This is a genomic window from Duganella sp. AC917 (assembly GCF_979258245.1).
Genome location: NZ_OZ409848.1, coordinates 5,896,971 through 5,922,866 on the forward strand (window position 1 = coordinate 5,896,971; position 25,896 = coordinate 5,922,866).

Consider the following 25,896-nt stretch of genomic DNA (forward strand, 5'->3'; position numbering starts at 1 on the left):
ATCCGGTCCCGCTGCGTAACGATAGCACTGTCGTTTAAAAGGCGTGGCATTTTTATACGCTTTCATCGCCGCCATCGTCGCTTGCGGCATCGTCCGGCGTCCATTCAAGGATGTCGCCGGGCTGGCACTCGAGCCGCTCGCAGATCTTCTCCAGCGTCGCAAAGCGGATGCCCTTGACCTTGCCCGATTTGAGCAGCGACAGGTTCTGTTCCGTGATGCCGACGTAGGCCGCAAGCTCGCGCGATTTGATCTTGCGGCGTGCCAGCATCAGGTCGAGATTGATCAGTATCGCCATCAGATGAAGCTTTCGTTTTCCTCCGCCAGCCGGCGGCCTTCCTGCATCAACCGCGTGATCAGGTAGAACAGCGCGCACACCAGCATCAGCATCAGCTGTTCCGAATTGACGCCCACCGTGAACTCGAGATGCCCCTTGCGCCCGCCCCACAACGCCAATGCGCGGGCCGGCGGCTCGATGATCGACAGTATCGTCGACAGCAACGTGGCGCCGGCAAACATGCGCAGGTGGCCGATCGACTGCGAAGTGAACAGGTCCTGGCGGCGAAAGTTCAGCAACAAGCGGTCAAGCCGCCACAGTCCGTAACCCAAGGTCAGCAGCGCCGGTAGCGCGATCAGCGCGCACAGCGCGCGCTGGCCGGGCGTCATCGCCAACTTGGCCGCCGAGTCGACGCCGGTGGCGGTCATGTTCACGACCACCGCGCCGACTGCGGGTTCGAAGGTGGTCCACGCCAGGACAAAAAACATGGTTTGTATGCAAAGGAACAGCCACAGCAGCGACCGGATAAAACGTGTATTCATCGTCACCTCCCAAAAAACTTATCGTTTTACAGTAAATACTTATTGTTGTATATTTAATTCTACCTTTAAAAACGAAAGCTGAAAATGAGAAATGTGGTGATCGCCGGCCTCGCGCTGGTCTTGTCGACGGGGTGCGCGGTGCAAATTACCGAGCGCAATGTGATCCGTCCGGACCGGCCGGGCGATGCGCGGCCGGAAGGCATGCTGGACGCGGCTGCCGCGCCCGCATGGCGGCTGTCGCCGGTCACGCTGCCGGTGGCCGGTGGCGAGTTGGCCGGCGTGGCCGCCAGCCGCGGTTCCGCATCGCCAGGCGACGCGATGACGGTGCTGTATTTCGGCGGTAACGCCTTCCATCTCGACCAACATGGCCGGGGTGTGCTCGACGCGGTCGCGCCCTGCGGCGTGGACGTGGTGATGGTGGACTACCGCGGCTATGGCCGTAGTACCGGCGTGCCGACCATCGCCGCGATGCAGGCCGACGCCTTGCAGACTTTTGATTTCGTCAACGCCCGGCATCCCGGCAGGGTGGTGCTGCACGGGCAGTCGCTGGGCAGCTTCATCGCCGCCTATGTGGCGCGCCAGCGGCCGGCCGCGCGCGCGCTGGTGCTGGAATCTACCACCACCAACGCGCGCGATTGGGGCAACGCCATGCTGCCCTGGTATGTCTGGCCGTTCGTGCGACTGGAGTTGAGCGAGCCGCTGACGGACATCGATAACGTGGCGGCGGTGGCGGGGTACGCCGGGCCGGCGCTGGTGCTGGAGGGGGCCGACGACAAGGTCACGCCGCCGCGCCTGGCGGCCAAGGTGTACGAGGCGATGCCGTCGCGGTCCAAGCGCATGCTGGTGGTGCCCGGGGCGGGGCATAACGACGTGTTGTCGAGTCCCGCCACGCAGCCGGCGTATTGCGCGTTTATCCGGCAGGTGGCGATGCTGTAGGCCTGGCGCCTATTTGATGTCGAAGATGTCGATCGGGCGTGGCAGCGGCTTCTGGCTTTTGTGCCAACGCACCAGCAGCAGGCTGTAGGTAACGAAATAGCCGGCCAGCAGGCCGAACACCACCGCCGTGACCGGGTTGCCGAGGAAGTCCGGGTCCAGCGCCAGGCCGTCATGCATATGCAGGTACGCTTCGAACAGCCGGTAGATCAGGCGGCTGACGAACAACATCGTCACCAGCAGGGGGATGCGGCGGTCCGGCGTGTAGAAAAAGCCATCCGGCTTGTTTTCCAGGCGCGTCAGGCGCAGGTTGCGCTGGCCCAGCAGCGCGCCGGCGACGGCGCCCGCGACCAGTGCGCCGAGCGCGATCCATTTGCCGATCAGCAGGCCCAACATTACCAGCAGCACCAACGACATCACGCTCGCCATTGTGTAATGGCGCCACAGTTCGGACTTGGTGCGGACCATCATTTTTTTGAGCCGCGAGTAAATACGCCACACCGCCAGGGGAACCAGCAGTAGCAACGTCAGCGTTGTCATTTCCATAGTCTATCCAGCCGCGTCATTCGAAGAACTGCGATTGTACGCGAGACTGCGGCGCGGCCCCAGCGTGGCTGCGCACCGGCATTCCCTGTTGCGCGTTGCAGCATGGCGTTACAGATTGTCACGACTGATTGTGACGATGACTGTCACCAGATGCCTGCACGCATTGACATTCGCGTCCGGCATAAGCACACTGAACCTCAGCAGCCCCTGCCTCTGGACCGAAAGGACCTCCATGAACAAACAGATCCCCATGCTGCCCCTGAATTTAGGTTTGATGGCCGCCTCGCCGCAGGCCGGTGCGCAGGAGGGCGGCTACCGTTTGCCGCCGGCCGCACTGCAGGCCATCGTCGATGCGCCGCGCGCGCCGGCGCTCAGTCTCAGTCCCCAGCGCGACCTGGCCGCCGTGGTGCAAACGCCGCCCTTGCCGGGCATCGCCGAAGTGGCGCAGCCCGAACTGAAACTGGCCGGCCTGCGCATCAATCCGCGCACCTGCTCGTCGTCGCGCTTCTCGTTCGGCACCGATCTGGCGCTACTCGATATCGCCACGCAGAAGGAAACCCGGATACGTGGCCTGCCGCGCGGCCTGCGGCTTTCCGACCTGGCCTGGTCGCCGGACCAGCGCCACCTCGCCTTCACCCACATGGCCTTCAAGGGCGAGCGCGGCGCGGTGGAACTGTGGCTGGTCGATATCGCCACCCGCAAAGCCAGCCGCCTGTCGGCGCAGCCGCTGTCGGCGGTGCTCACGCGCGGCTTCAACTGGCTGCCCGACAGCAGCGGGTTGCTGGTGCACTGGCGTCCGACCGGCATGGGCAAAGCGCCCGTGTCGACCGGCATTCCGTCCGGCCCGATCCAGCAGGACAGCGAGGCCGATGGCGCCATGCGCCAGCTGCGCACCTATCAGGATTTGCTCAAGAACGAGGACGACGCGCGCCTGTTCGAGCACTATGTGACGGTGCAGATGGTGCTGCTCGATTTGCACGGCAAGGGACGCATGATCGGCGCGCCCGGCCAGTATTCGCGCACCTCGATCGCGCCCGGCGGCGAGTACCTGCTCACGCAAAGCATCACGCGGCCGTATTCGTATATCGTGCCGGCCAACAGCTTCGGCGAGCGGGTCGACGTGCGCAACCTCGATGGCGATTTGCTGCACACGGTGGCGAACCTGCCGCTGGAGGAGGGCCTGCCGCCGGGGAACGACGCCGTCTCCGACGGCGTGCGCCATGTGTCGTGGCGGGCCGACGCGCCGGCCTCGCTGGTGTGGGCCGAGGCGCAGGATGGCGGCGATCCGGCGCGGCCGGTGGTCGACGGCATCCGCGACCTGGTGTATCTGCATGCGGCGCCATTCGCCGAACCGCCGAAGGTGCTGGCGCGGCTGACGATGCGCTATGCCGGCATCGCTTGGGGCAGGGAGGATGTCGCGCTGATCAACGAGCGTTGGCACAAGACGCGCGACTACAAGCAATGGATGATCGCGCCCGGCCATCTGTCGACGCCTCCCGAACTGATTTACGCCGGTTCCTACGAGGACCGCTACAACAGTCCCGGCTCGCCGGTGATGCGCGCCGACGCCACCGGTTTCCCGCGCTTGCTGATCGGGCCGGGCACCACCATCCTGCTCGACGGCGCCGGCGCCACGCCAGAGGGCGACCGTCCGTTCATCGACCGTCTGAGCCTGACGACCAAGCAGAAAACGCGGCTGTTCCAGAGCGAGGCGCCGTATTTCGAGAACGTGGCGGCGGTGCTCAACGACGACGGCACCTCGCTGCTGACGACGCGCGAGTCGCCCACCGAGCGGCCAAATTATTTTCTGCGCGACCTGACCAAACCGGCCGGCAAGCAGCTGCGCGCGTTGACCGATTATCCGCATCCGACGCCGCAGTTGAAGGACGTGCGCAAGGAGCAGATCCGCTATCCGCGCAACGACGGCGTCGAGCTGACGGCCACCCTGATGCTGCCGCCGGGGTATGAGCAGGAGCGCGACGGCCCGCTGCCGCTGCTGATGTGGGCTTATCCGCAGGAGTTCAAATCGGCCGGCGCGGCCAGTCAGACCACCGGTTCGCCGTACCGTTTCAACTCGGTCAGTTACTGGGGGCCGGCGGCCTTCCTGGCGATGGGGTATGCGGTGCTGGACAATCCGTCGTTCCCGATCGTCGGCAGCGGCGAGGAGGAGCCCAACGACACTTATCTGCCGCAGCTGGTGGCGGACGCGCAAGCGGCGGTGGACGAAGTGGTGCGGCGCGGCGTGGCCGACCGCCATCGCATCGCCATCGGCGGGCATTCTTATGGCGCCTTCATGACGGGCAATCTGCTGGCGCATACGCGCCTGTTCCGCGCCGGGATCGCGCGCAGCGGCGCCTATAATCGCACGTTGACGCCGTTCGGCTTTCAGTCGGAGGAGCGGCCGTTCTGGCAGGCGCAGGCCGTGTACCAGGCCATGTCGCCATTTAATAACGCCGACAAGATCAAGGATGCGATGCTGCTGATCCACGGCGAGGAGGATAGCAATTCCGGCACCTTCCCGTTGCAGAGCGAGCGGATGTTCCAGGCGATCAAGGGCTTGGGCGGGACGGCGCGGCTGGTGATGCTGCCGAAGGAATCGCACGCGTATCGGGCGCGCGAATCGATCCTGCACATGCTGTACGAGACCAACGCCTGGCTGGACAAGTACGTGCGTCAGGCGAAACCGGTGTAATCGGCGGGCGTCGTAGAATGGACGCCCGCCCTTTTACTGGAGTGCAGATCATGGAATTCGTCACCTCCCACCGCGCGCCCGATCCGTTGCCGGACGATGACACGGCGCCGCCGTCACCGTCGCATGTGCCACAACCGGTGCCGCAGGACGACCCGGTCCCCGACCACAATCCGAGCTGACCCTCCGGGCGTTTGGTCGTTAGTCAACCGGCTAGTCGAACGCCCAGGTGTACAACACGTCCAGCGCGTTGTTGGTCCCGGTCTGGAACTGCAAGGTGATGCGCGGATTGAGCTTGTAGCGCAGCTTGACCAGACTGGTGGCCGTTCCCGCGCCTTGTTCGAAACTGACGTAGGCGCGCGACGAGATGCGCTTGCCGATCGTGACCACCGTGTTCTGCAAACCCGTCGCCGCGCCGGCCGACGACGTACCGGACGCCTGTCCCACACCCAGTTCGTCCAATCCCAGTTTGCCCGCCAGCTTGCCCGTGCCGCCACCGCCGCTGCCGCCGAACAACGCGCCGGCGGCGGTGCTGAGCAGCGCCATGTCGTTGCCGGCCGTGTTCTCGATGCCGTGGCCCAGCACCAGCCATGACAGCTTGTCGCTGTCCGGCACCGTTGGCGTCGACACCAGCTTGGCCGCCGGCGCCAGCGCCGTGCCGCGCACCTCCACACCAGCTTCGACATTGGTTTCGCTAAGCTGCTCGCCCTCGGGGCGACGGCGCACCGCCAGGATGTTCAGGCCCGGATTGTCATAGGCGCCGGTGAAGTTGATGACGCCGCGATCGATCGCCAGCTTCTGGCCATACGCCGCATACGTCCCATCCACCACGCGGATGCTGCCGTTCACGCGCGGCGCCCGGCGGTCGGTGATGCGGATGCGCACCGCGCCGGCCAGCCGCGCGTCCAGCCCCTTGCCCTGCAGCTTGAAGGCGTCGCCAAGATCGGCTTCGACATCGACATTGAGCGGCATGCCTTGCGCCGCCTTGGTCTGCGGCGCGTCCTTGCCGACGATGACCACGTCGTTGCTGATGGTCGGCCCGCCTTCGCCCGCCAGCTCGATGTTGGCGCGGTCGGCGCGGAATTTGCCGTCGAGCTGGAAGCGCTTGGCGTCGCGCGTCAGCGAGCTTTGTCCGCTGACGACCAGGATGCGGTCGGGACGCGACAGCAATTCCAGCTTGTCGGCGGTGAGCTTGAGCGCCATGGTGGCCTCATTGCCGGCGTAACGTATCCAGCCGTCGGCCAGCGCGCGGCCCTGGGCGCCGTCAAAGCTGAGCTTTTGAAGCTGCAACTGGTCGCCGCCCAGGCGCGCCTGCAGCACGCCGTTGCGCAGCTTGATGCCCTGGTCGGGCAGGTTGACCACCAGTTTTTCGCCGTTGATGTCGCCATTCAGCTGCGGCGCTCCCAGCGTGCCGCTGCCGGCAATGGCCAGCTTCAGGGTTCCATCGATCTCCAGTCCCGGTTGGCCGGCCAGCGGCGCGAGCCAGGCCAGCGAACCCATATTGGCGTTGCCTTCCAAGGTGAACGGGCTGTCGTCGCCCAGGCGGCCTTCGCGCAGCTGCGCGCTGCCATCGATGCGCGCCTGGCCCACGCGGGTGCCATCCACATCGAGCCGGGTGCGCAGCGTGCCGTTGTTGACGTCGACGCGTGCATCGAGCTTGGTCAGTCCCAGCGCCTGCGACAGGTCGGCGCCGATGATGGTCAGGTCGCCCTGTTCTCGGAACACGTGGACCGAACCGCCCAGCACCGGGGCGCTGGTCTTGGTGCCCGCTTGCAGATTCAGACCCCAGTCGGCGCCGATGGTCAGGTTGCCGCGCACGTTCTCGCGCCAGGCGTCGGACAGCTGGCCCAGATAGTTGACCGGCACGGCGTTGGCCTGGCCCTTGCTGCGCCACGCGCCGCCGTTTTTCTCGACGCTGTCGATGCGGATCGCGCCATCACGGATCTTGATGGTGGCGTTGGTCAGCGAGATTTTCTCGGGACGCGTCAAGCCGGCGACGCCGCTGCCGTCCGGCGCCACCAGGCGCAGTGGCGCCGGCGCGACCAGGTTGAGCGCGAAGCGGCCCTTGTTTTGCAGCGAGTCGATGGTACCGGTCCAGGCGTCGTCGGCCCAGGCGCCCTTGACGCGCAGCGAGGCGTCGAAGCGCGGATTGCTGGCGCTGACCTCGATGGTGTGGCCGCTGCGCGAGCCGCTGGTTTGCAGGCGGGCCTTGTCGATCTTGATCGATGGCGATTCGTAGAGCGTGATTTCGATGTCGCTCACCAGCGGCACGTCGGCCGTGACGTCTCTATTCCCTTCGCGATTGGCCGCGCGGCGCGCGCCGGTGGAGGCGCTGGCCGGCACAGTGGCGGCCATGGCCACCGTATTGCCCAACGTCGCGCTGCCGCGGATGGCGGCGATCTGCTGCTGGCCGGGCAGGCGCAGGGCGCTGCCGTCGAGCGTGAGCGCGATCGCCGGCCGTGCGCTGGTGCCGGACAGCGTGCCGCTGGCGCGCAGCGCGCCGCCGAACGGCGGTCCGAGCGCGGCCAGTTGCGGCGCTTCGAGCTTCCATTCCAGCTTATCGAGCGCGCTGCCGAAGCTGCCCTTGGCCACCAGCCGGTTGGTGGCCAGGCGCAGGTCGATGTCGGCGTCACGGATTTCGTCCTTGCTGGCCGTCAGTTTGGCGTAGCCGGTCAGCGGTGCGCTGGCCAGGGTGGACGGCTGCAAGGTCAGGTTCAGGCCCGCGCGCCAGTCGGTCGACAGTTGCGCGTCGGCGGTGAAGGTGGCGTTGATGGCGCCACTCTGCGCCGCGCCGAACGCCGCAGGGTTGAGGCGCTGCACGGTGCCGTTCATTTTGACTTCGGGGATTTTCTTGGCGCCGGCCAGCGCCACGTTGCCGCTGGCGTGGATCAGGCTATCGGGCGCGGGACGCTTGGCCGAGGCCAGCCCCAAGCCTTTGGCGTCCGCCTCGAAACTGCTGCGCGGCGCCTGCATGGTGCCGGTGACGACGCCACTGGCGTTGATCGCGCCCAGCAGATCGCTGCTGACGGCCGACAGCTGACGCGCGTCGACTTTCCACAGAAGCTTCTCGCCCGGCGCGCCGAAGCTGCCGGTGATCTCGGCGTTATTTTTCGCCATCGTCACCTTGGCGTCAATGCCGCTGATATGTTGTGCGTCGGCCTTGAGCTTACCGTTGCCGGTCAGCGGTTGGCCGAACAATTTACTTGGTTTGATCTGGAAATCGGCGGCAACCTGCCACGCCGGCGCGATGGCGCCGCTGGCGTTGACGTCGGCGTTCAGATCGGCGACCGGGAAACCGGTGCCCAGTGCGGAAGGATCGAAGTGGTCGGCGCGCAGCTTGGCGCTGAAGGCCTGCTTGTCCTTCAGGGCCAATTGACCGGTGGCGCTGATCGTACCTTTCTTCGCTTGCAAGCGTGCCTGTTGCAGTTGCAGCATCGCGTCGGCCAGGGTGGCCTGCACATCCAGCTTCAGGCCGGCCTGCGCCAGGTTGGCGTTCAGGGTTTGTTTGGTTGGCGTGCTGGAAAGCGCGATGTCGCCTGCCACCGTCGTTTTGTTGGCGCTGGTGTGCAGGTGGCTCAGATCGAGGCGGTCGGTGTGCAGTTTGAAGTTGGCCGCGTCGATGCCCGCGTCGGGCCCCTTGCGCTGGACGTCGCCGCCGCCGGTGAAGTGGCCGGCCGCGCCCAGGTCCAGCAGCACGTTTTCCAGCAGCGATGCGGTCAAGGTGCCACCCAGGCGGCCGCTGAAGATTTGCAGCGGCAGTGCCTCGCGGTCGATGGGGCCGGCCTTGTCCTGGTTCACCAGCGCGAACTGGCCGGACAGCTTCTGGTCCGGCGTGATCGCCGCCGTGACCTTGAGGTTGAACCTCGCCGCCGGCAGGCCGGCTTCGAAGCCGGCCGGGTTGACGTCGCGCGCGGTCAGGTCGATGGCGCGCAGGATGATCGGGTCGAAGGGCGCCAGCGACACGGTGGCGTCGCCGCTGGCCGGACCGGCTTCGCCCTGCGCCTTGAGGTTGAGCAGCGCCAGGCTGCCGCCGGCGCTCACGTTCAACTGGGCCGGGACGGCGGCCGCGCTTTCGGCGGGTTGCGCCGGTTTGGCTCCGGCGGACTGCTTGACGGCGGGGGCGGCCGCCTGTGTCAGCGAGGCCTTGCCTTGCAACGCGAACGGCTTGGTGGCAGCGATGGTCAGGTCGGCCTTGGCGTTGCCGAACGGCGTTTTGGCCGATGCGTCCTGCAGGTGCCAGCTGGTCTTGTCGCCATACAGTTCGAAGCGCAGGTTCTCGATCACGTTGGTGCCGGTGTCGCTGACCAGCGTCAGTTTGTCGAGCCGGGCGTCCGAAAGACTGAGGCGGAACGGCGCGGCCAGCGATTCGGGCATCTTGGCCGGCTCGGACGAGTCTTTGCTTTGCACCGTCAATGCGACGACATGCAGTTCGCTGATCGCCAGGCCTTCCGAAAAATACTGCAGCGGCGACCAGTTGATGTCGATGTTCTGCGCGGTGATGACGCTGTCCTTGCCACGATAGACCAGCTTACCGATATGCATGCGGTGGTACAGCGATCCGCTGACGTCGGTGACGGCGATGGTGCCGCCGCTGGCCTTGGAGACGCGCGCGACCAGCTGCTGCAAGGTCGATTCGCGGCCCAGCAGCCAGAAGGCGCCGGCCAGCAGCACGACCAGCACCGCCAGTGAAATCAGGACGCGGCGCGGCCAGCGGCGTGGACGCGGACTAGCGGGAGCGACTGCGGAATCGGGACCGCCAGGCTGCTCGGTGTTGTTATGGTCGGCCATCAGAAGGTGAATCCCAGCGAGAAGTGCAGACGATATTTTTGAACCGCGTGTCCGTACGCGACATCGACATTGATCGGACCCACAGGACTTTTCCAGCGCGCGCCGATGCCGTAGCCGGACTTCGGATGCAGCGCGCTGAAGGTGTCGCCGGCGTTACCGGCATCGTAGAAGACCGCCGCGCCATACTGCGGCTTGAACCAGTACTGGTATTCGGCGCTGGCGGTGGCCAGATAGCGGCCGCCGACGGTGGCCTCGCCTTGTTTGACGCCCAGCTCCTGGTAGGCGTAGCCGCGCACCGACTGGTCGCCGCCGGCGCGGAACAGGTACACGGCCGGCACGCCGACCTTGCTGCGCGAACCGAGCGCGCCAATTTCCGCGCGCAGGATGATGTTCGAGGTGGTGTTCAGCGGCAGATAGTAGATGCCGCGCGTGTAGGCGCGCACGAAAGCCTCGTCGGTCAGGATCGGCAGCAGCGCGCCGCCCACCTGCGCGTTGAGCGCGTAGCCCTTGGTCGGCATCAGCAGGTTGTCGACCCGGCGCCAGGTGACGGCGTAGGTCACCGGCAAACTTTTGCTGGTGACCGATTCCTGGCCGACCACGGTCTTGGTCTCGCTCAGCAGCTCGAGCGAGATGCTGCGTTCGAGCAGCGGCGTGCCCCATGCGCGCTTGCCGGCGATACTGGTGACGGCCGTGACTTCGCCCTCGATGTCGCTACGCTCGTACGAGGCCCCGATGCTATGGTTGTAGCCTTCCGGCGTGACCGGGAAGTAGAAGTCGCCGCGCGCGGTCTGGCGCTTGGTCTCGAGGGTCAGCGCGCTTTTCAGGCGCAGGCCGAAGATCGCCAGGTCGTCGTACGTCAGCGACGCGCGGTTGCCGGTGTTGGTGCTGTAACCGAGACCGGCGCTGACGTTCTTGCGCTTGTTCTCGGTCACGCGCACCAGCAGCGGCAGCGGCGCCATCGAGGCCGCGTTGTCCGAGCGCGGCATCGGCGCGGGTGCCGCTTCGCCGGGCTCGGCGCCCGCAGGCGGGGTGGTGGCGGCGGCCGCCTCCAGTTGCTCGTTGAGGATGGCGCTCATGTCGGCGCTTACTTCGACGCTGCTGAAATAGCCGGTGTCCTGCAGGCGCGATTGATACGACTGCAACGCCGCCTCGCTGTAATAGTCGCCCGGATCGATCTGGTTCAGATTGGTGATCACCGATTCCGGGTAGCGCTTCAAGCCTTCGATGCGCAACTCGCCGAAGCGCAGCTCTGGACCGCTGTCGAGCACCACGCGCAGGTTGGCCTGGTGGCTTTCCGGGTCGATGGTGGCCTGGCTTTCGAGCAGCTGGGCGCGCGGATAACGGGTTTGCACCACCTGGCGCAAGATCGCGCGCTTGGACGCTTCCCAGTCGTCCTGGCGGAAGATTTCGCCGCGTTTCAGCGGCCAGCTGCCGCGCAGGGCGTCGGCGTTGAACTGGTTGCTGGCGCGCTGGTCGGGATTGGGCGAGAAACCCTGCAACACGATGTCGACCTCGCCCACGCGCACCGGCTGGCCCGGGGCGACGGTGACCTGCACCGCCAGCGGCGCCGCATCACGGTCGAGCTTGACGCTGACCTCGGGCGAGTAATAGCCGGCCGTCGCCACCAGCGTGCGGATTTGTTCCGGCGTGGTGCGCACCAGCCGGAACAGTTGTTCGCGGGTCATGCGGGCATTGCCGCGAAAACGCATCAAATCGAGGTTTTTGGCCAGCAGATCGTCCAGCGGCTCGGGCGCGTCGATCTTGACGTCATACTTGATGCCGGCCGACACCACCGGGGCGGGGCTGGCAGCGGCCGCTTCCGCTTGCGGGGCCGCCTGGCCTTCGTCCGCAGCGGTGGAAGGGGCCGGCGTCTGGTCCGTGGTTTGTCCAAAAGCCGGACCGGCATTCATCAGCGCGCCCGTGGCAAAAGCCAGTAACACTGTAAATGCTGCGTGGCGGCAAGATACTTTTGGCGCAAGTTGTGCCAAAATTCGTGATCTTGCCATTTTTTTTGCAGGCGATGCCGGTAACATGAGACTCCATCAGGGTGTGCGCTAGGCGCCATGTTACCGGATCGCCCTTAAAGATGGCGTACATATAACATCGTGTTACCCCTGAAAGAAAATGTCATGCTGCCTACCGATTCCGCTCTGGTGCTTTTTAGTGGTGGACAAGATTCCACCACCTGTCTGGCCTGGGCGCTGAAACACTACGCGCGCGTTGAAACCATCGGTTTCGACTACGGCCAGCGGCACGCCGTGGAACTGACCGTGCGTCCCGACGTCATCGCGCGCCTGCGCGCCCAGAACCCCGGCTGGGACGCCAAACTGGGCGAGGACCATATGATCGACCTGTCGCTGATCTCGCGGATTTCGCAGACGGCGATGACCCACGATATCGCCATCGAAACCCAGGCCAACGGCCTGCCCAACACCTTCGTCCCGGGACGCAACCTGCTGTTCATGACGGTCGCCGCCACGGTAGCCTACCGGCGCGGGCTGACGGTGCTGGTCGGCGGCATGTGCGAGACCGATTTCTCCGGCTACCCGGACTGCCGCGACGACACCATGAAGGCGCTGCAGGTGGCGCTCAACCTGGGCATGGACACCCGCATCAAGCTGGAAACGCCGCTGATGTGGCGCGACAAGCGCCAGACCTGGGAGCTCGCGCAGGAGCTGGGCGGCCAGCCGCTGGTGGACCTGATCCGCGACGGCACCCACACATGCTACCTCGGCGAGCGTGGCGCGCTGCACGATTGGGGCTATGGCTGCGGCACCTGCCCGGCGTGCGAACTGCGCGCGCGCGGGTATCGGCAGTTCGTGCAGGCGGAAGGTGAACCGGCCGTGTGAGCCGCCGCTTGTCGCGCCATCATTATTGAGTGAAAACCAAGTGCTAAATTGACACAGCGCTTTTGTTGTCAACTTGGACTGGACCCTGTTAGGATAAGGATGAGTTCGTTAGCGAATGCAACTTAGCCAGGGGAACACCCTCGATGTCGTACGCACACCAGTTGCAGGTCCCAGGTTAACCGGACATGGCCGATATCCAGGCACAGTTGCGCCGGCTGGTGCAGGTCCTGCTGTCGCAGCGCGTGCTGCCGGCGCTGGTGCTGGCCGGCAGCCTCGGGGTCACCGCCTTGCTGTGGCAGGGCGCCAGCGCCGACGCCGAGCAGGAGGCCCAGGCCGACTTCGACGGCCGCGTGCGCGAACTGGTCAACCAGCTCGACCAGCGCATGCAGACCTATGTCCAGGTGCTGTACGGCGTGCAGGGCCTGTTTAACAGCTCGCTCGAAGTCGACCGCGACGAGTTCCGCACCTATCTGGCCGGGCAGGAGCTCAGTCTGCACTTTCCCGGTGTGCAGGCGATCGGCTACATCGAGCTGATCGGCGCCGGGCAGCGCGAGGCGCACGAGGCCCTCGTGCGGCGCACCGACTATCCGCACTACCATGTGGTCCCGCCGGGCGCGCGCCCGTGGTACGCGGCCACCCTGTTCATGGAACCTTTCAACGACAGCAACCGTCGGGCGATCGGCTTCGACTCCGCGTCCGATCCCGTGCGCCGCGCCGCGCTGGAGCAGGCGCGTGACTCCGGCATGCCGGCGATGACCGGCCGCATCGGCCTGGTGCAGGACCAGGGCCAGCAGCCGCAGGCCGGCTTTCTGATCATGCTGCCCTTGTACACTACCGGCCAGCCGGTGCGCAGCTGGACCGAGCGGCGCGCCGCCATCAAGGGCTGGGTGTTCGCGCCGGTCCGGGTGGCCGACCTGATGGCCGGGCTCGGCAGCGTCCGCACCGCCGCGCTGGACGTGGAGATCTACGACGGCGACCGCGTGGCGCCGGAGGCGCGCATGTACGACAGCGCGCCGGCCGCCAGCGCCACCTCGCACGCTAGCCTGCAGCAGATCGCCGTCGCCGGCCACCGCTGGACCCTGCGCATCTCGCTGTTGCCGGGGAAATCGGCGCGTCCCGACCGCGCGTCGATGATCGCCGCGTTCGGCGTGCCGCTCAGCGTGCTGGCCGCGTGGCTGGCGTGGATGCTGACGCGGGGCCGGGTGCGCGCACACCGGGCGCTGGCGCGCAGCCGCATCCTGGCCGGGGAGCTCAAGGACGGCCAGGCGGCGCTGATGGTGCTGGCCGACAGCGCGCAGGCCAGCCAGGCGATGTTGCGCAGCATTCTCGATTCCACCATCGACGGTATCCTGGTCGACAACCTGAAAGGCTCGGTGCTCAATTCCAACCGCCGTTTCCGCGAATTGTGGAGCGTGCCCGAGTGCCTCGACTGGCAAGCCGACGGCGCCGTGCTGATGCGCCATATGGATGAACAGCTGTACCATTCCGGCAGCGGCGCGCGGCTCGACGACGACCAGCAGATGCTGCTGCCGGGCGTGCAGCGCGGCATGCCGGTCGAGGCCCAGCACGAGTTGCTGCGGCTGAAGGACGGGCGGGTGATCGAGCAGCACACGCGCGGCTTGCGGCTGGGCAGCGAACCGGCGCGGCTGTGGTCGTTCCGCGACATCACCGAACGCACCCACACCGAACGGCGCGAACAGACCCGGCGCCACGTGCTCGAATTACTGGCCACCGGCGCGCCGCTGCCAACCATCCTCGAGAGCGTGGTCAAAGGCGTCGAGGCCGACAACGAGGACTTGATGTGCTGCGTGCTGCTGCTCGACGATTCGGGCGAGCACCTGCTGGTGACCGCCGCGCCCAGCCTGCCGGCCTTCTTCATCGCGGCCGTGCACGGCACATCGGTGCACGCGCTGCACAGCGCCTGCGGCGAGGCGGTGCGCACGCGCGGGCGCGTGGTGATCGAGGATATCCGCAACGCGCCGTCGTGGATGGCGCACCGCGACCTGGCCGTGCAGGCGCGGCTCGGGTCGTGCTGGTGTGATCCGATCTTCGGCGCCGGCGGCAATGTGCTGGGCAGCTTCGCCGTGTTCCACCCGGAGCCGCGCCTGCCCAGCATCGCCAACATCGCGCTGATCGAGCAGGCCGCGCGGCTGGCCGGCATCGCCGTCGAGCAGGCGCAGGTGGCCGAGGCGGTGCGCGCCGGCGAGGCGCGCTTCCGCAGCCTGTACGACCACGCGCCGGTGGCGCTGTGGGAGCAGGACTGGTCGGCCGTGCGCGGCGCGCTGGCCGAGCTGGCGCAGTCCGGCGTCGACGACATGGAGCGCTACCTGAGCGCCAATCCGAGCCAGGTGCGGCGGCTGGCGTCGCTGGTGCGCATCCTCGACGTCAACGCCTCGGCGCTGCGGCAGATCGGCGTCGAGCCGGGCAACAAGGACATGTCGGCGATCACCCTGGCGCAGAACTTCGACGCCGAGGCCATGCCCGGCTTCGCGCGCGCGGTCACGGCGCTGGTGCGCGGCGAGCGCTTTTTTTCCTGCGAGGGCAGCTTCGAGCGGCTCGACGGCGTTACCCGCCTCAACGAACTGACCTTGCTGGTGATGCCGGGCCACACCGACAGCCTGGATTTCGTCATCGTGTCGACGCTGGACACCACCGAAAAACGCCGCATGCACGACGAGCTGCGGGTGCTGGCGACCACCGATTTCCTGACCGGGCTGCCGAACCGGCGCGAATTCATGACCCGGCTGGCCGAGGAGCAGGAGCGGCTGCAGCGCGACATCGGCGCCTGCACGGCGGTGCTGCTGCTCGATCTTGACCATTTCAAGCGCATCAACGATGAATACGGTCACGCGGCCGGGGATGCCGTGCTGCGCCAGCTGAGCGAATTGATGCGCCAGGACCAGCGCAAGATCGATATGCGGGGCCGCATCGGCGGCGAGGAGTTCGCGATCCTGCTGCCGGGCGCCAGCCTGGGCAAGGCGGCGGTGTTTGCGGACCGTCTGCGCCAGCGCATCGCCGATACGCCGATGTGCCTGGGCGACGGCTTACAGCTGACGGTGACGGTGAGCATCGGCATCGCGGTGATGGGGGGCAAGCAGACGGGCGGCGACGCCGCGCTGGTGCGGGCCGATCAGGCGTTGTACACGGCCAAGCGCGGCGGGCGTAACCGGGTGGTGCTGATCGATGTCGAGGCGGATCGGCCGGGAGTTCAGGTCCCGGCCGCTTCCGGTTGAAAGGGGGAGTAACAGTCAGACCGCGTGTTCCATCGTGGCGCGCAGGCGCTGCTTGCGGGAGCGGCTGCTGAAGTACCAGTACACGCCGATCGGGATCAGCAGCGGCAGCAGCAGGGGCGAGATCGCCGCCGCCAGCAGTACGCCGGCAAGCACCAGCGAGCTGACCAGGACGATGCCGACGCCGGCGAACACCAGGCCGACAAACACTGCCGCGCACGTCATTGCCAGCGCGCCGATCAGCAGGCCGCCGGCGCCCAGCACGATGCCGAGCAAGGCGCCGAACGGACCGCCCATCTCGTCGCCGTCGACGTTGACGGTCATACCGTCGCCGAACACCGCCTGGCACACCGACACCGCCAGCAGCAGGATGAAAACGCCGAGTACCACTTTTTTGGTGTTGCTGGTTTTGCTGGTTTTGCCGAGTTTGCTGTCCATGATCGATCCCTTGGTGGTTGTTGTTCGTTTGCCGTGTCGCGTTGGCATGGTTGAACTGTAGCGATGCGCGCCGCCGCCGGCCATCGGATTGCGACGGAACGGCGGATTTGCGGGATGGAACGACGCCGGGCGGCGACGAGCGGCGCGCCGGCTGGATGTTAAAACGATAGCCGATCAGGAAACAAATATCCGCTTGTTCCTTGATTTAAAGATATCCCTGCCTATACTGATAACCTGACTTGCGCAGGGAGGGCTTTACCATGGCATGGCTAGCAATAAGCGAGGGTCAATCGTTACCTTCGATCCTGAACCGGACAACGCGCCAACGCAGCGCACGGCAACGCTCCGGCGGCGGCCCCAAAGGTCCGCCATCGGCGCCGCCGACCATACCGCCTATCATCATCACGCCGTTCAGCTATCACAAGCCTGATCCGGCGATCGATCCGCGCGTCACACCGCTCAAGCCGCCGATCATCCAGCGCCATCCCGGTATGACGTGCTAGTGGGCTCAAGGGCCGACGGGGACGAATACCAGCAAAGGATCGTCGGTCAGGGCCAGCAGCATCATGCCGTCGCCTGACACCACCATCTGGCGCTGGCGCAGCGCGCGCGCGTATCCGGCGAACTTCACGGTGCTGAGCAGCGTGCCGTCGGCCGCGTACACCCAGACGTCGGCCGCCGAGTACCAGCCCGAAATGCCGCAGTAGATGCGGCCGTCGCTGCCGACCTCGACGTTGTTTGGATAGGCGTCGCCGCCGGGCAGGAAGCCGATGAAGTCCAGCTTGGCCGCGCCGATGGTACGGCACGCGTATGGCGCGCCGCTGGCGGCGTACACGCGGTCGCCGTTGGCCGCCACGGCGATGTCGGCGCCGTTGGAGGCGTTGCCGAGGAACCAGCCGGAGCCGGTCTGGGCCGAGAACAGCGAGCCGCCGCCCACTTCCGAGTAGTCGATGGCGTAGCTGTAGACGGTCGCCGGGCTATAGCCTTCGTCCTGCACGTACAGCCGCTTGCCGTCGGCCGATGCGGCCGCCGCGCCGATCCCCATCGGGCTGGCGCCGACCGCCTTGCCGTTGCTGAGGTAGGCGGTGCGGTCGGCGGCCAGTACCACTTCCACACCGTTCGGACGGATCACCTGCAGATGCGAGCCGACGACCACCGCGCTCGCCAGTGCCCAGCTCGACGCCTTGCGCTGCGCGGCCAGGTCGACCACCACCATGGTGGCGTTGGCGGTATCGTAGACGTACAGGCGGTCGCCGTTGGGGCTGACGGCCATGTCGCCCAACGCGGCACCGACACCGGCAATGGTGGCGATGCGCTGGGCGGTATAGACGTTGTAGACGTCGATGGCGGTGCCGCCGTTGTGCGCATACGCGTACGGACGGATCGGGTCGGCGACCAGGCTGCCATAACTGATGCTGGTCTTGACCATTGCCGCTGGCGCGGCGGCGCCGTTCCACAGGGCGACCCGGATCGGCTCCGGCGGCGCCACGGTGGCGTCGGTCGAGCTGAGCGTGACGGTGGCGATGTGCAGCGTGTCGCTCGCCAGCGCGGCAGGGTCGGCGCGCAGCGAGAGCGTGTTGCCGGTTTTGGACACGCTGAGCCAGGATTGATTGCTGCTCGCGCTCCACGGCGCGGCCAGGGCCATGTTGTCGGACACGGTGAGCGTGCGCGTCAGGCGCGACCAGCCCGGCGTGGCGACCAGTGCGACGCCGGTTTCGGCGGGCAGCAGGCGATGCTTATCCTTGTTGATGGTCAGCGTCAGTGGCTGGCGGACGGTATCGCCATTGACCTTGGCCTCCGCGGTGAGCACGACGCTGGTCGCGCCGGAGCCCGCCGCCGCTTGCGCCGCGCTGAAGGTGATGGCGGCGCCGGTTTGGCCGACGTTGCCGCTCGCGCTGTTGGCGCGCGCCCATGCCGGCATGCCGGACAGACTCCATGGCCAGCTATTGGCGCCGGTGTTGAGGCTCAGGTTGACGGTCTGGCCAGCGCTCCAGTCGCGTCCATAAGGCCCGCCCAGCGTGACGCTGGCGGCAGAGAGCGACAGCGTGGGCGCGGTCAGGGTAAGGGTGACGGGCACCTGGCGCGGGTCGGCCGACGGCGACGTCAAGCGTACGCTGCTGCTGTAACTGCCGCTGGCCAGCGCGCCTTTGGATGCATCGATCGACAAGGTGGCCACGCCGGGCGTGGTGCCGGTGCCGGGCGTGACGCCGAGCCACGGATTGGCCGCGCTGGCGCTCCAGGCGCCGCCGGCCGGAATGCCGTCGATGTTAAACGAGATCGCCTGCGGCGTGATCGGGGCGCCGTTGACGGCGTTGAATTCGACGCCCGACTGGGTAACCGAGAAAGCATGCGACAGCACGGTCAGCGCCACCGGCAGCGTAACGTTCTGGCCGTCGGTGGTGCTCACTGTAATGGCGCCGCGATGGACGCCGGGCGCCAGCGCCGCTACGTCATAGACGACATTGAAGAAGCCGTTGCCGCTGCCGCTGTTGCCGCTCAGCTGGATCCAGGCGTCGCTGGCGGCGGCGCGCCACTCGCGACCGCCGGCCTGGACCGACACGCGGACCGCTGCCGGGGTGGGCGCGCCCTGATTGGCCACCGTCTCCAACGGCTGCGTCGCCATGGCGGAGAGCGCCGGCAGCGAGGCCGGACCGACCGTGATGGCATACGGCAGCTGCATCGGTGAACCGGGATACTGGCTGGCGCAGCCCGAGTCGCGGCAGACCTTGACCGTGAAATTGCCGTTGTAGGCGCCGACGGCCAGTGAGGGCGAAGTGTGCAGCACGGCGGTATAGGCGGTTGCCGAGGTGGCGCTAAATTCCAGCTGGGGCAGCAGCACGCCCTGGGTATCCGTTACGTAGGCAAAAACGGTCGGGCTGGTGAAGTCCGATGGTCGGTTGACGGTGGCGTTGATAGCGATAGTGCTCGACTCGCCCGCCTTTAGCGCCGCCGTGACCGTCGCCGGCGAAAAACTGAGCGTCGCGCCCGCTGTTGGCTGGGACGGTGTGGCGCCGCCGTTGTTGCCGCCGCCGCCGCCGCCGCCGCACGCGGCCAAGGTGGCCAAGCTGGCCGCTAGCGCATAAGCGCGCAAAGTAGTGTTCACAATAATTCCCTGGTGGACCAGGCTCGATGGCCTGTCTTATTTTATAAAATCAACAACTATAGCATTTCATTGCCACAGTGTCTATGTAAGTTTCTTGGTTGCAGGTTTGGTTTCGCCCCGCCTGTCCGGTTGAGGAAGGGGATCGTTGGCTGGCTATTGTTGTTCGGGTGCTGGCCGCTTATGATTCCACCCCCGACCCAATTCAACACGAGCCCCAAGCATGAGCAACGACTACCCGGAAGATTTCGATGAACAGCCCGCCGACGACGCCCCGATCCAGGAGGCGCGCGTGTGGCAGGGCAATGGCTGGACCGCGCGCGTGATCAAGAACGACGACGACGAGGGCTGGGCGGTCGCGATGATCAAGGACGGCGAGCCGGAGCCGGCGCTGGTCGGTCCCTGGACCATGGGCCGCGACAAGAAAAATCCCAAGCCGCTCGACGTCAACGCCTTCAACACCCTGGTCAAGACCGCCAACGAGGTGATCCGCCGCCACGAGCAGCAGTTGCACGCCCAGTTGCACAAGAACGTGTTCGTCAGCACCGACGACGGCCAGGTCAAGGTCGCGCTCGATATCGTGCCCGACGAGGACGACGCCTACGCCACCCTGACCGCGTTCGACCCCTACGGCGAGCAGATCGCCCAGGTGCGCGTGGCGCCGACGTTCAAGCTGAGCGTGACCAGCGCGTCGGCATGGATCGAAAAAGGCTACAAAAAGCCCTGATTGGCGGTAAACCACGGCCCGAACGTTGCTTTCTGCGACAAGCGCTGGCCGCAGGCGGCGTTGACCTGATAGTATTTCCTCTGTGCATCAATCCCACTTAGGAAATTCGATGGAAAGTCGTCTCACCCGCCTGGAAGCCGTTCAGTCGATGTTGCTTGAAATCGGGCAGAAATCGAGCACTTGCACCGATATCAGCGAGTTTTTGCAGTCCGTGCACGCGGCGCTGGGCCGCATCATGTACGCGGCCAATTTCTTTGTCGCGCTGAGCGACCACGAGGGACCGGTCAACCAGGTGCGCTTCGTGTATTTCGTCGACGAGGTCGACGAGCCGCCCAGCCGCGACGAGTTGTTCGAGCTCAAGGCGGGCGAGTCGCCGACGGCGGCGGTGGTCACCAGCGGCAAGCCGATCGTCATGACGGCGGCCGAACACGTCTCCAAGCGCGAGGACAACGCCGGCTTCGGCATCGGCACCATCGCCGAGCACTGGATGGGCTGCCCGCTGCTGGACCAGAACCACCAGGTGTTGGGCGCGATCGTCATTCAAAGCTACGACAAGCTGCACACCTTCAGCGAAGAGGACCAGGCGCTGTTCGCGCTGATCGCCAACCACGTCTCGAGCGCGCTGCGCGGCCTGCAAAGCATGGACCGGCTCGAACGGGCGGTGCAGGAGCGCACCGCGCTGCTGGCGCACGAGGTGGCCGAGCGGCGCCGCGCCGAGACCATCCAGCGCGCGCTGTACGAGCTGGCCAACCTGTCGGCGACGACCGCCGGCGGCAATGTGCTCAACACGCGGCTGCATGACATCATCAGCGAACTGGTGCCGGCGCGGAACTTCCTGATCGCGATCTATCATCCGGACACCGAGGAAGTGAGCATCCCGTATTTTGTCGATGAAAAAGATGACCAGGCGCCGGTCAAGCGCTTCGATTTCGGCATCGGCATGTCCTCGTACATCCTGCGCCACAAGCAGGCGGCCATGCTCGACAAGGCTGGCTTGAACGCGCTGGTGGCCGCCGGCGAGATCGCCCAGCCGCTGGGCAACGTCGATATCGCCAGCTGGATGGGCGCGCCCATGCTGCTGGGCGACCAGGCCTATGGCGTGATCATCGTGCAGAGCTACGACGCCGCCGTCATCTACACCCAGGGCGACCTCGACATCCTGGCCTTCATGGCCAGCCACGTCGCGGTGGCGATCGCGCGCATGCAGGCCGAGCGCGAGATTCGCCGCGCCAAGGACGCGCTGGAGGAGCAGAACGCGGCGCTGGAAAGCGCGCTGACCTCGCTCAAGGACGCCCAGGGCGAATTGGTGCGGCAAGAGAAGCTGGCCTCGCTGGGGCGCCTGGTGGCCGGCGTGGCGCACGAGATCAACACGCCGCTGGGCATTTGCGTGACGGCCACCAGCCATCTGGTGGAGGAGCTCAAGCTGACGCGCGAGGACATGGCGGCGGGCGTGCTCGACGAGGATGGGTTGAACCAGTTCTTCGACATCATCGACCAGTCGCTGCGCATCATGACCACCAACACGCAGCGGGCGGCGGCGCTGGTGCGCAGCTTCAAGCAGGTGGCGGTGGACCAGTCGTCCGACGATATCCGCAGCTTCAACCTGCGCAAGTACCTCGATGAGGTGCTGCTGTCGCTGCAGCCCAAGCTCAAGGGCAAGCCTATCGCCGTCGAGATCGACTGCGAGGACCGCATCGAGATGGCCAGCTTCCCCGGCGCGGTGTCGCAGATCGTCACCAACATGGTGGTCAATTCGCTGGTGCACGGTTACGAGGAAGGGCAGCCGGGCAAGATCAAGATCACCGGCAAGCTCGATGGCGATGCGGTCGTTTTCGAGTACAGCGACGATGGCATCGGCATGGACACCGGCACGCTGGCGCAGTTGTTCGATCCGTTCTTTACGACCAAGCGCGGCTCGGGCGGCAGCGGGTTGGGCGGGCACATCCTGTTCAATCTCGTGACCGGTGCGTTGGGCGGCACCATCAAGGTCGCCAGCGCGCCGGGCATGGGCCTGCACTACAAGCTGCGCTTCCCCAAGATCAAACGAAAATAAGAGGTCGCTGACATGGTTTTTAATTCGATGGGTTTGCGTTCGATTCTTTTGGCCGCGATTTTTGTTGTGGCGCACGCGCATGCGGTGGCCGCCGAACCGAAACCGGCCGATACCGAGGCCGCCGTCCGGCAAGCGGACGACGCCTACTGGGGTGCCTATAATCGCGCCGATCCGGTTGCCATGAACGCCTTCCTGGCCGACGATGTCGAGTTTTACCATGATCGTGGCGGCACGCTGATCGGCAAGAGGGCACTGGCTGCCGTCAACAGCGAGATGGGCAGCGGCGACCATACCCTGCGCAGGGAGGTGATTGCAGGCACCGTTAAATTTTTCCCGATGCGCAAAGACGATGTCGTCTACGGCTATCTGTCGACCGGCGAACACCAGTTCATCGTCGTACCAAAGGATAAACCCGAGTTCCTGGCCGGCAGGGCGATTTTCACGCAACTTTGGGTCTTGCAGGGCAAAGAGTGGAAGCTTTCCCGCATCTTCAGCTACGAACACGCCGACGCGAAGTAATGATGCTTCGGTACTGAGCGAAGTGTCGGGGCGGCGCAATCCGTAACATGGACGTTTTCCGGGTGGCACCCCTGCCGCCCCAGCAAACAGAAAACGTCCATGCATCCATCCAACGCGGTTGCCGCAGCCAGCCATCCCGATCCCTATCCTTATTACCGCCAGTTGCTGGCGGGTCCCGACCTGTATTTCGACGCCGGCCTGCGGCTGTGGATCGCCAGTCGGAACGACGTGATCCGGCAAGTGCTGGAGAACCCGTTTTGCCTGGTGCGCCCGGTCGCGGAGCCGGTGCCGGCGGCGATTGAAGGCGCCAGCGCCGGCGCGATCTTCTCCCGCTTGATACGCATGAACGACGGACGCGGACATGTTGTTCCCAAGCGTGTCATCGGGCAGGCGCTGGCGGCGGTGGATGCGGCATCGGTCGCCAGTGACACCGAACGCCTGGCGGCGCGGCTGGCGCTGCGGCACGGGTTGGCGGACGGCGCCGCCATCACGCGCTGGATATTCGATTTGCCCACCTATGTGGTGGCCGAGCTGCTGGGCACCGGCGACGCGGAACTGCCGCTGGTGGCGCAGTCGGTGGCCGAGTTCGTGCGTTGCCTGTCGCCGTTGTCGACGGCCGAACAACTGAGCCAGGCGAACACCGCCGCGCAAGCCTTGAACCAGCAATTTTCCGGGGTTGTGCGCTCGGGCGCGGTGACGCGTGGCACGCTGCTGGGCGAGCTGTGCCGGCGCGCCGCCGACGAGGGCTGGCGCGCGCAAGAGGCTATCGTCGCCAATGTTATCGGGCTGCTGTCGCAAACCCATGAGGCCACCGCCGGACTGATTGGTAATTGCATCGTGGCGTTGCTCAGGCAGCCTGGGCTGGAGCGGCGTTTGCGCGCGGAGCCGGGGCTGGCGGCGGCGCTGGTGCGGGAGGTGGCGCGCTTCGATCCTCCGGTGCAGAATACGCGGCGCTTTGTCGCGCAGGCGACGGGCGTGGCAGGCGTGACGTTGCAGCCGGGCGATGCCGTCTTGCTCCTGCTGGCCGCAGCCGCGCGTGACGAGCACGTCCATACGCGGCCGGATGCGTTTCTGCTGGAGCGGCCGGATCGTCCGCTGGCCGGGTTTGGACATGGGCGTCATGCTTGTCCGGGGCAGAGTTTGGCGTTTGTGATCGCTACGGTGGCCGTGCGGCATTTGCTGGCGTTGCCGGCGGCGCTGGCGCGGGCGGGACTTGGCTGGGACTATCGGCGGTCGGCCAATGCGCGCTTGCCGGAGTTCTTTGATGTCGGATCGGAGGAGCAGTGATGATCGCTGTTATTTTTGAGGTTGTGCCGCATGCGCACGCGCGGCAGCAGTATCTGGCGCTGGCGGCGGATCTGGCGCCGCTGCTGTCCGGCATCGATGGCTTTGTGTCCATCGAGCGGTTTCAGAGTTTGAGCCAGCCGGACAAGATTCTGTCGCTGTCGTTCTGGCGCGATGAGGAGGCGGTGCGGCTGTGGCGCAATACGGAGGAGCATCGCGCCGCGCAGTCGCAGGGCAGGGCGGGGGTTTTTGCCGATTATCGGTTGCGCATCGCGGGTGTGATACGCGACTATGGATTGGTTGAGCGGGCGCAGGCGCCGGAGGATAGTCGTGTTGCGCACGGACCTGCCGGAGCCGCGAACTGAGCTTGGCGGATTACGCTGCGCTAATCCGCCGTACGTCATTCCGGGGTCTATCTCGGGCTATTTGGCGTCATGCGGGTTAGCGTGTCGTTTACCCATGTCATCAGCTTTTCGTCGTCGGCCATGTTGCCTTCGTAGCGTACCGCCGGGACGAACGGTTCGCGCGTGGCCTGGAAAGCGGTGTAGATCGCCGACGGGACGACAATCGCGCCTTGGCCGCTGGGCAGCTTGTGTTGGCCGTTTTCGCCGTACGGCGAGTAGCCGATGGTCGGTTCGCCCAGCAGCACCGTGTCGGCCATCGACGCGATCTGCTGCACGAAGTTCATGCAGGAGCTGAAGCAGCCACGGTCGATCACGGCGGCCACGCGCGGACCGCCCGGCCGGCGGCTGACCTTGGCGGCGATGGCCGCAGCTTCTTCCCTGCTGGTGTAGTCGACCTGCGCCAGTGGTTCGTGCCTGGCCAACGATGCTTCGAGTTTCAGGATGACTCGTTCAAACTCCGGCTTGGAGGCGGCAAACTCCTTGAGCCCGGCATAGCGCCGGTACAGGTCGATGGTGGCCTGGTCGGCGGTCAGCGATTTAATGTAGGCCGCCGTGTTGCCCAAGTTTTCGCCGTACGCCTCGCCGTACAGCGCCTGCAGGGCGCGGTTGCCCCAGCTGGAATCGCCACCGCCGTTGCCGCGCAGGTCGAAGACGATCCAGCCGGTGTTCTTGAGAGCGGTCAACTTCGGGTACAGCGCGGTGTAGGCGTCGCCGGAGGACCCGCCGTTGAAGTCGGGCATGCCCACCCATTGCTTGTCCGCCGCCAGCCGGTAGACGCCGACCGGCCGCGCCTTGGCCTGGTAGCTTTTGCGTACCGCGTCGAGGCGCTCTTTGCCGATGCCGTCGTCCAGCGCGCGCAGCGGCAGCGCGTATTGGCGGGTGCTGCCGTCGGCGTGCTGGAAGAGGCATTGCTTTGGCGTCCAGCCGAGGCCGACGTCGAACATCGATTTGCGCGCCAGCTCGCTCAGCGTGGTGGTGTACTCGAGGCTGTGATTGCTGAACGGCGCGACATTGCTTTTCAGGTAGGTGCCGGTCCAGACGTTGTCGCAGCTCTGCACGATGGCGCCGCGCGGCGGCAGCGCTTGCGGCCAGTTGGGTTCCGACCAGACCACGCGGAATTTGCCGTCGACGTGATCGAGCACGATGCCGGTCCAGGCTTTGGTCGTCAGGCCGAGCTGGATGGCGGTATGCGGATCGCCGAAGCCGTTGATGAAGCGCACCAGCGCACGCTTATAGTCCTGCTCGGTCTTGGCGTCGGCCGCTTCCAGCATACCGGTGCGGGCGCCGGCTTCCAGCGGCGCCGTGACATCGATCTGACCGCTGACGCTGCCCGCGTGGCCGCTGCGCACCTTGTCGATGGCGAACTTCATGTCGGCCTGGGCGATGGCGTTCCAGTCGGTAGCGCCAAAGCACGGCGTGGCGAACGCGGCCAAGGCCAGGGGCAGAAGGCGGAGCTGGTGCTTCTTGTAGACAGTCATGAATGGTGACATCGGCAAAGTTGAGTTGACAAGATAGTAACC

Annotated in this window: 19 protein-coding genes; 11 read left to right on the forward strand and 8 right to left on the reverse strand. The window is 66.1% G+C overall.

Annotated elements, in window-relative coordinates:
• Positions 1 to 52 precede the first annotated feature (52 nt).
• Together ACZ0BA_RS25795 and ACZ0BA_RS25800 are read right to left on the reverse strand one after the other, a co-directional pair.
• The gene (locus tag ACZ0BA_RS25795) at positions 53 to 295 is read right to left on the reverse strand and encodes a helix-turn-helix domain-containing protein (protein WP_463453959.1); all 243 of its coding nucleotides are present in this window, start codon (positions 293 to 295) and stop codon (positions 53 to 55) included.
• Positions 295 to 816, reverse strand: a complete 522-nt coding sequence (locus ACZ0BA_RS25800; protein ID WP_463453960.1) for a DUF2975 domain-containing protein — start codon at positions 814 to 816, stop codon at positions 295 to 297. Before ACZ0BA_RS25800 ends, ACZ0BA_RS25795 begins: the two co-directional genes overlap by 1 nt.
• A gap of 84 nt (positions 817 to 900) precedes the next feature.
• Here ACZ0BA_RS25800 and ACZ0BA_RS25805 point away from each other — a divergent pair, with 84 nt between their 5' ends.
• Positions 901 to 1,752: an alpha/beta hydrolase gene (locus tag ACZ0BA_RS25805; protein ID WP_463453961.1), complete on the forward strand. Its 852-nt coding sequence runs from the start codon at positions 901 to 903 to the stop codon at positions 1,750 to 1,752.
• Positions 1,753 to 1,761: 9 nt separating this feature from the next.
• Here ACZ0BA_RS25805 and ACZ0BA_RS25810 read toward each other — a convergent pair whose 3' ends face one another.
• Positions 1,762 to 2,295: a hypothetical protein gene (locus tag ACZ0BA_RS25810; RefSeq protein WP_463453962.1), complete on the reverse strand. Its 534-nt coding sequence runs from the start codon at positions 2,293 to 2,295 to the stop codon at positions 1,762 to 1,764.
• A 232-nt stretch (positions 2,296 to 2,527) separates the two neighbouring features.
• On the opposite strand from ACZ0BA_RS25810, the gene ACZ0BA_RS25815 reads away from it, so the two are divergent.
• Both ACZ0BA_RS25815 and ACZ0BA_RS25820 read left to right on the forward strand, forming a co-directional pair.
• Positions 2,528 to 4,987: an alpha/beta hydrolase family protein gene (locus tag ACZ0BA_RS25815; RefSeq protein ID WP_463453963.1), complete on the forward strand. Its 2,460-nt coding sequence runs from the start codon at positions 2,528 to 2,530 to the stop codon at positions 4,985 to 4,987.
• 50 nt (positions 4,988 to 5,037) lie between these two features.
• On the forward strand, positions 5,038 to 5,166 hold the full coding sequence (locus ACZ0BA_RS25820) for a hypothetical protein (RefSeq protein WP_463453964.1): 129 nt from the start codon (positions 5,038 to 5,040) through the stop codon (positions 5,164 to 5,166).
• A gap of 31 nt (positions 5,167 to 5,197) precedes the next feature.
• Here ACZ0BA_RS25820 and ACZ0BA_RS25825 read toward each other — a convergent pair whose 3' ends face one another.
• Positions 5,198 to 9,772, reverse strand: coding sequence for a translocation/assembly module TamB domain-containing protein (locus ACZ0BA_RS25825; RefSeq protein ID WP_463453965.1), 4,575 nt, complete (start codon positions 9,770 to 9,772; stop codon positions 5,198 to 5,200).
• On the reverse strand, positions 9,772 to 11,682 hold the full coding sequence (locus ACZ0BA_RS25830) for an autotransporter assembly complex protein TamA (RefSeq protein ID WP_463454832.1): 1,911 nt from the start codon (positions 11,680 to 11,682) through the stop codon (positions 9,772 to 9,774). The genes ACZ0BA_RS25825 and ACZ0BA_RS25830 overlap by 1 nt, the downstream gene beginning before the upstream one ends.
• A gap of 219 nt (positions 11,683 to 11,901) precedes the next feature.
• Here ACZ0BA_RS25830 and queC point away from each other — a divergent pair, with 219 nt between their 5' ends.
• Together queC and ACZ0BA_RS25840 are read left to right on the forward strand one after the other, a co-directional pair.
• Positions 11,902 to 12,621, forward strand: coding sequence for a 7-cyano-7-deazaguanine synthase QueC (gene queC / locus ACZ0BA_RS25835; protein ID WP_463453966.1), 720 nt, complete (start codon positions 11,902 to 11,904; stop codon positions 12,619 to 12,621).
• A 185-nt stretch (positions 12,622 to 12,806) separates the two neighbouring features.
• Positions 12,807 to 15,854, forward strand: a complete 3,048-nt coding sequence (locus tag ACZ0BA_RS25840; protein WP_463453967.1) for a CHASE domain-containing protein — start codon at positions 12,807 to 12,809, stop codon at positions 15,852 to 15,854.
• A 15-nt stretch (positions 15,855 to 15,869) separates the two neighbouring features.
• Here ACZ0BA_RS25840 and ACZ0BA_RS25845 read toward each other — a convergent pair whose 3' ends face one another.
• Positions 15,870 to 16,289 (reverse strand): hypothetical protein, encoded by a 420-nt coding sequence (locus ACZ0BA_RS25845; protein ID WP_463453968.1) that lies wholly within the window; start codon positions 16,287 to 16,289, stop codon positions 15,870 to 15,872.
• Positions 16,290 to 16,549: 260 nt separating this feature from the next.
• Between ACZ0BA_RS25845 and ACZ0BA_RS25850 the strand changes: the two genes are divergently transcribed.
• On the forward strand, positions 16,550 to 16,792 hold the full coding sequence (locus ACZ0BA_RS25850; RefSeq protein WP_463453969.1) for a hypothetical protein: 243 nt from the start codon (positions 16,550 to 16,552) through the stop codon (positions 16,790 to 16,792).
• 5 nt (positions 16,793 to 16,797) lie between these two features.
• Here the strand turns inward: ACZ0BA_RS25850 and ACZ0BA_RS25855 are convergent, their stop codons facing one another.
• Positions 16,798 to 19,392 (reverse strand): YncE family protein, encoded by a 2,595-nt coding sequence (locus ACZ0BA_RS25855; protein ID WP_463453970.1) that lies wholly within the window; start codon positions 19,390 to 19,392, stop codon positions 16,798 to 16,800.
• Between the two features lie 220 nt (positions 19,393 to 19,612).
• Between ACZ0BA_RS25855 and ACZ0BA_RS25860 the strand changes: the two genes are divergently transcribed.
• The 5 genes from ACZ0BA_RS25860 to ACZ0BA_RS25880 all read left to right on the forward strand — a co-directional run bounded on the left by ACZ0BA_RS25860 (position 19,613) and on the right by ACZ0BA_RS25880 (position 24,337).
• A complete protein-coding gene (locus ACZ0BA_RS25860; RefSeq protein WP_463453971.1) occupies positions 19,613 to 20,116 on the forward strand; it encodes a hypothetical protein in 504 nt (167 codons plus the stop codon).
• A 109-nt stretch (positions 20,117 to 20,225) separates the two neighbouring features.
• Positions 20,226 to 22,169, forward strand: coding sequence for a GAF domain-containing sensor histidine kinase (locus tag ACZ0BA_RS25865; RefSeq protein WP_463453972.1), 1,944 nt, complete (start codon positions 20,226 to 20,228; stop codon positions 22,167 to 22,169).
• 12 nt (positions 22,170 to 22,181) lie between these two features.
• Positions 22,182 to 22,688, forward strand: coding sequence for a nuclear transport factor 2 family protein (locus tag ACZ0BA_RS25870; RefSeq protein WP_463453973.1), 507 nt, complete (start codon positions 22,182 to 22,184; stop codon positions 22,686 to 22,688).
• Positions 22,689 to 22,787: 99 nt separating this feature from the next.
• Positions 22,788 to 23,975 (forward strand): cytochrome P450, encoded by a 1,188-nt coding sequence (locus tag ACZ0BA_RS25875; RefSeq protein WP_463453974.1) that lies wholly within the window; start codon positions 22,788 to 22,790, stop codon positions 23,973 to 23,975.
• Positions 23,975 to 24,337: an antibiotic biosynthesis monooxygenase family protein gene (locus tag ACZ0BA_RS25880; protein ID WP_463454833.1), complete on the forward strand. Its 363-nt coding sequence runs from the start codon at positions 23,975 to 23,977 to the stop codon at positions 24,335 to 24,337. Before ACZ0BA_RS25875 ends, ACZ0BA_RS25880 begins: the two co-directional genes overlap by 1 nt.
• A gap of 47 nt (positions 24,338 to 24,384) precedes the next feature.
• On the opposite strand, the gene ACZ0BA_RS25885 is transcribed toward ACZ0BA_RS25880, so the two are convergent.
• A complete protein-coding gene (locus tag ACZ0BA_RS25885; protein WP_463453976.1) occupies positions 24,385 to 25,854 on the reverse strand; it encodes a hypothetical protein in 1,470 nt (489 codons plus the stop codon).
• Positions 25,855 to 25,896: the final 42 nt, after the last annotated feature.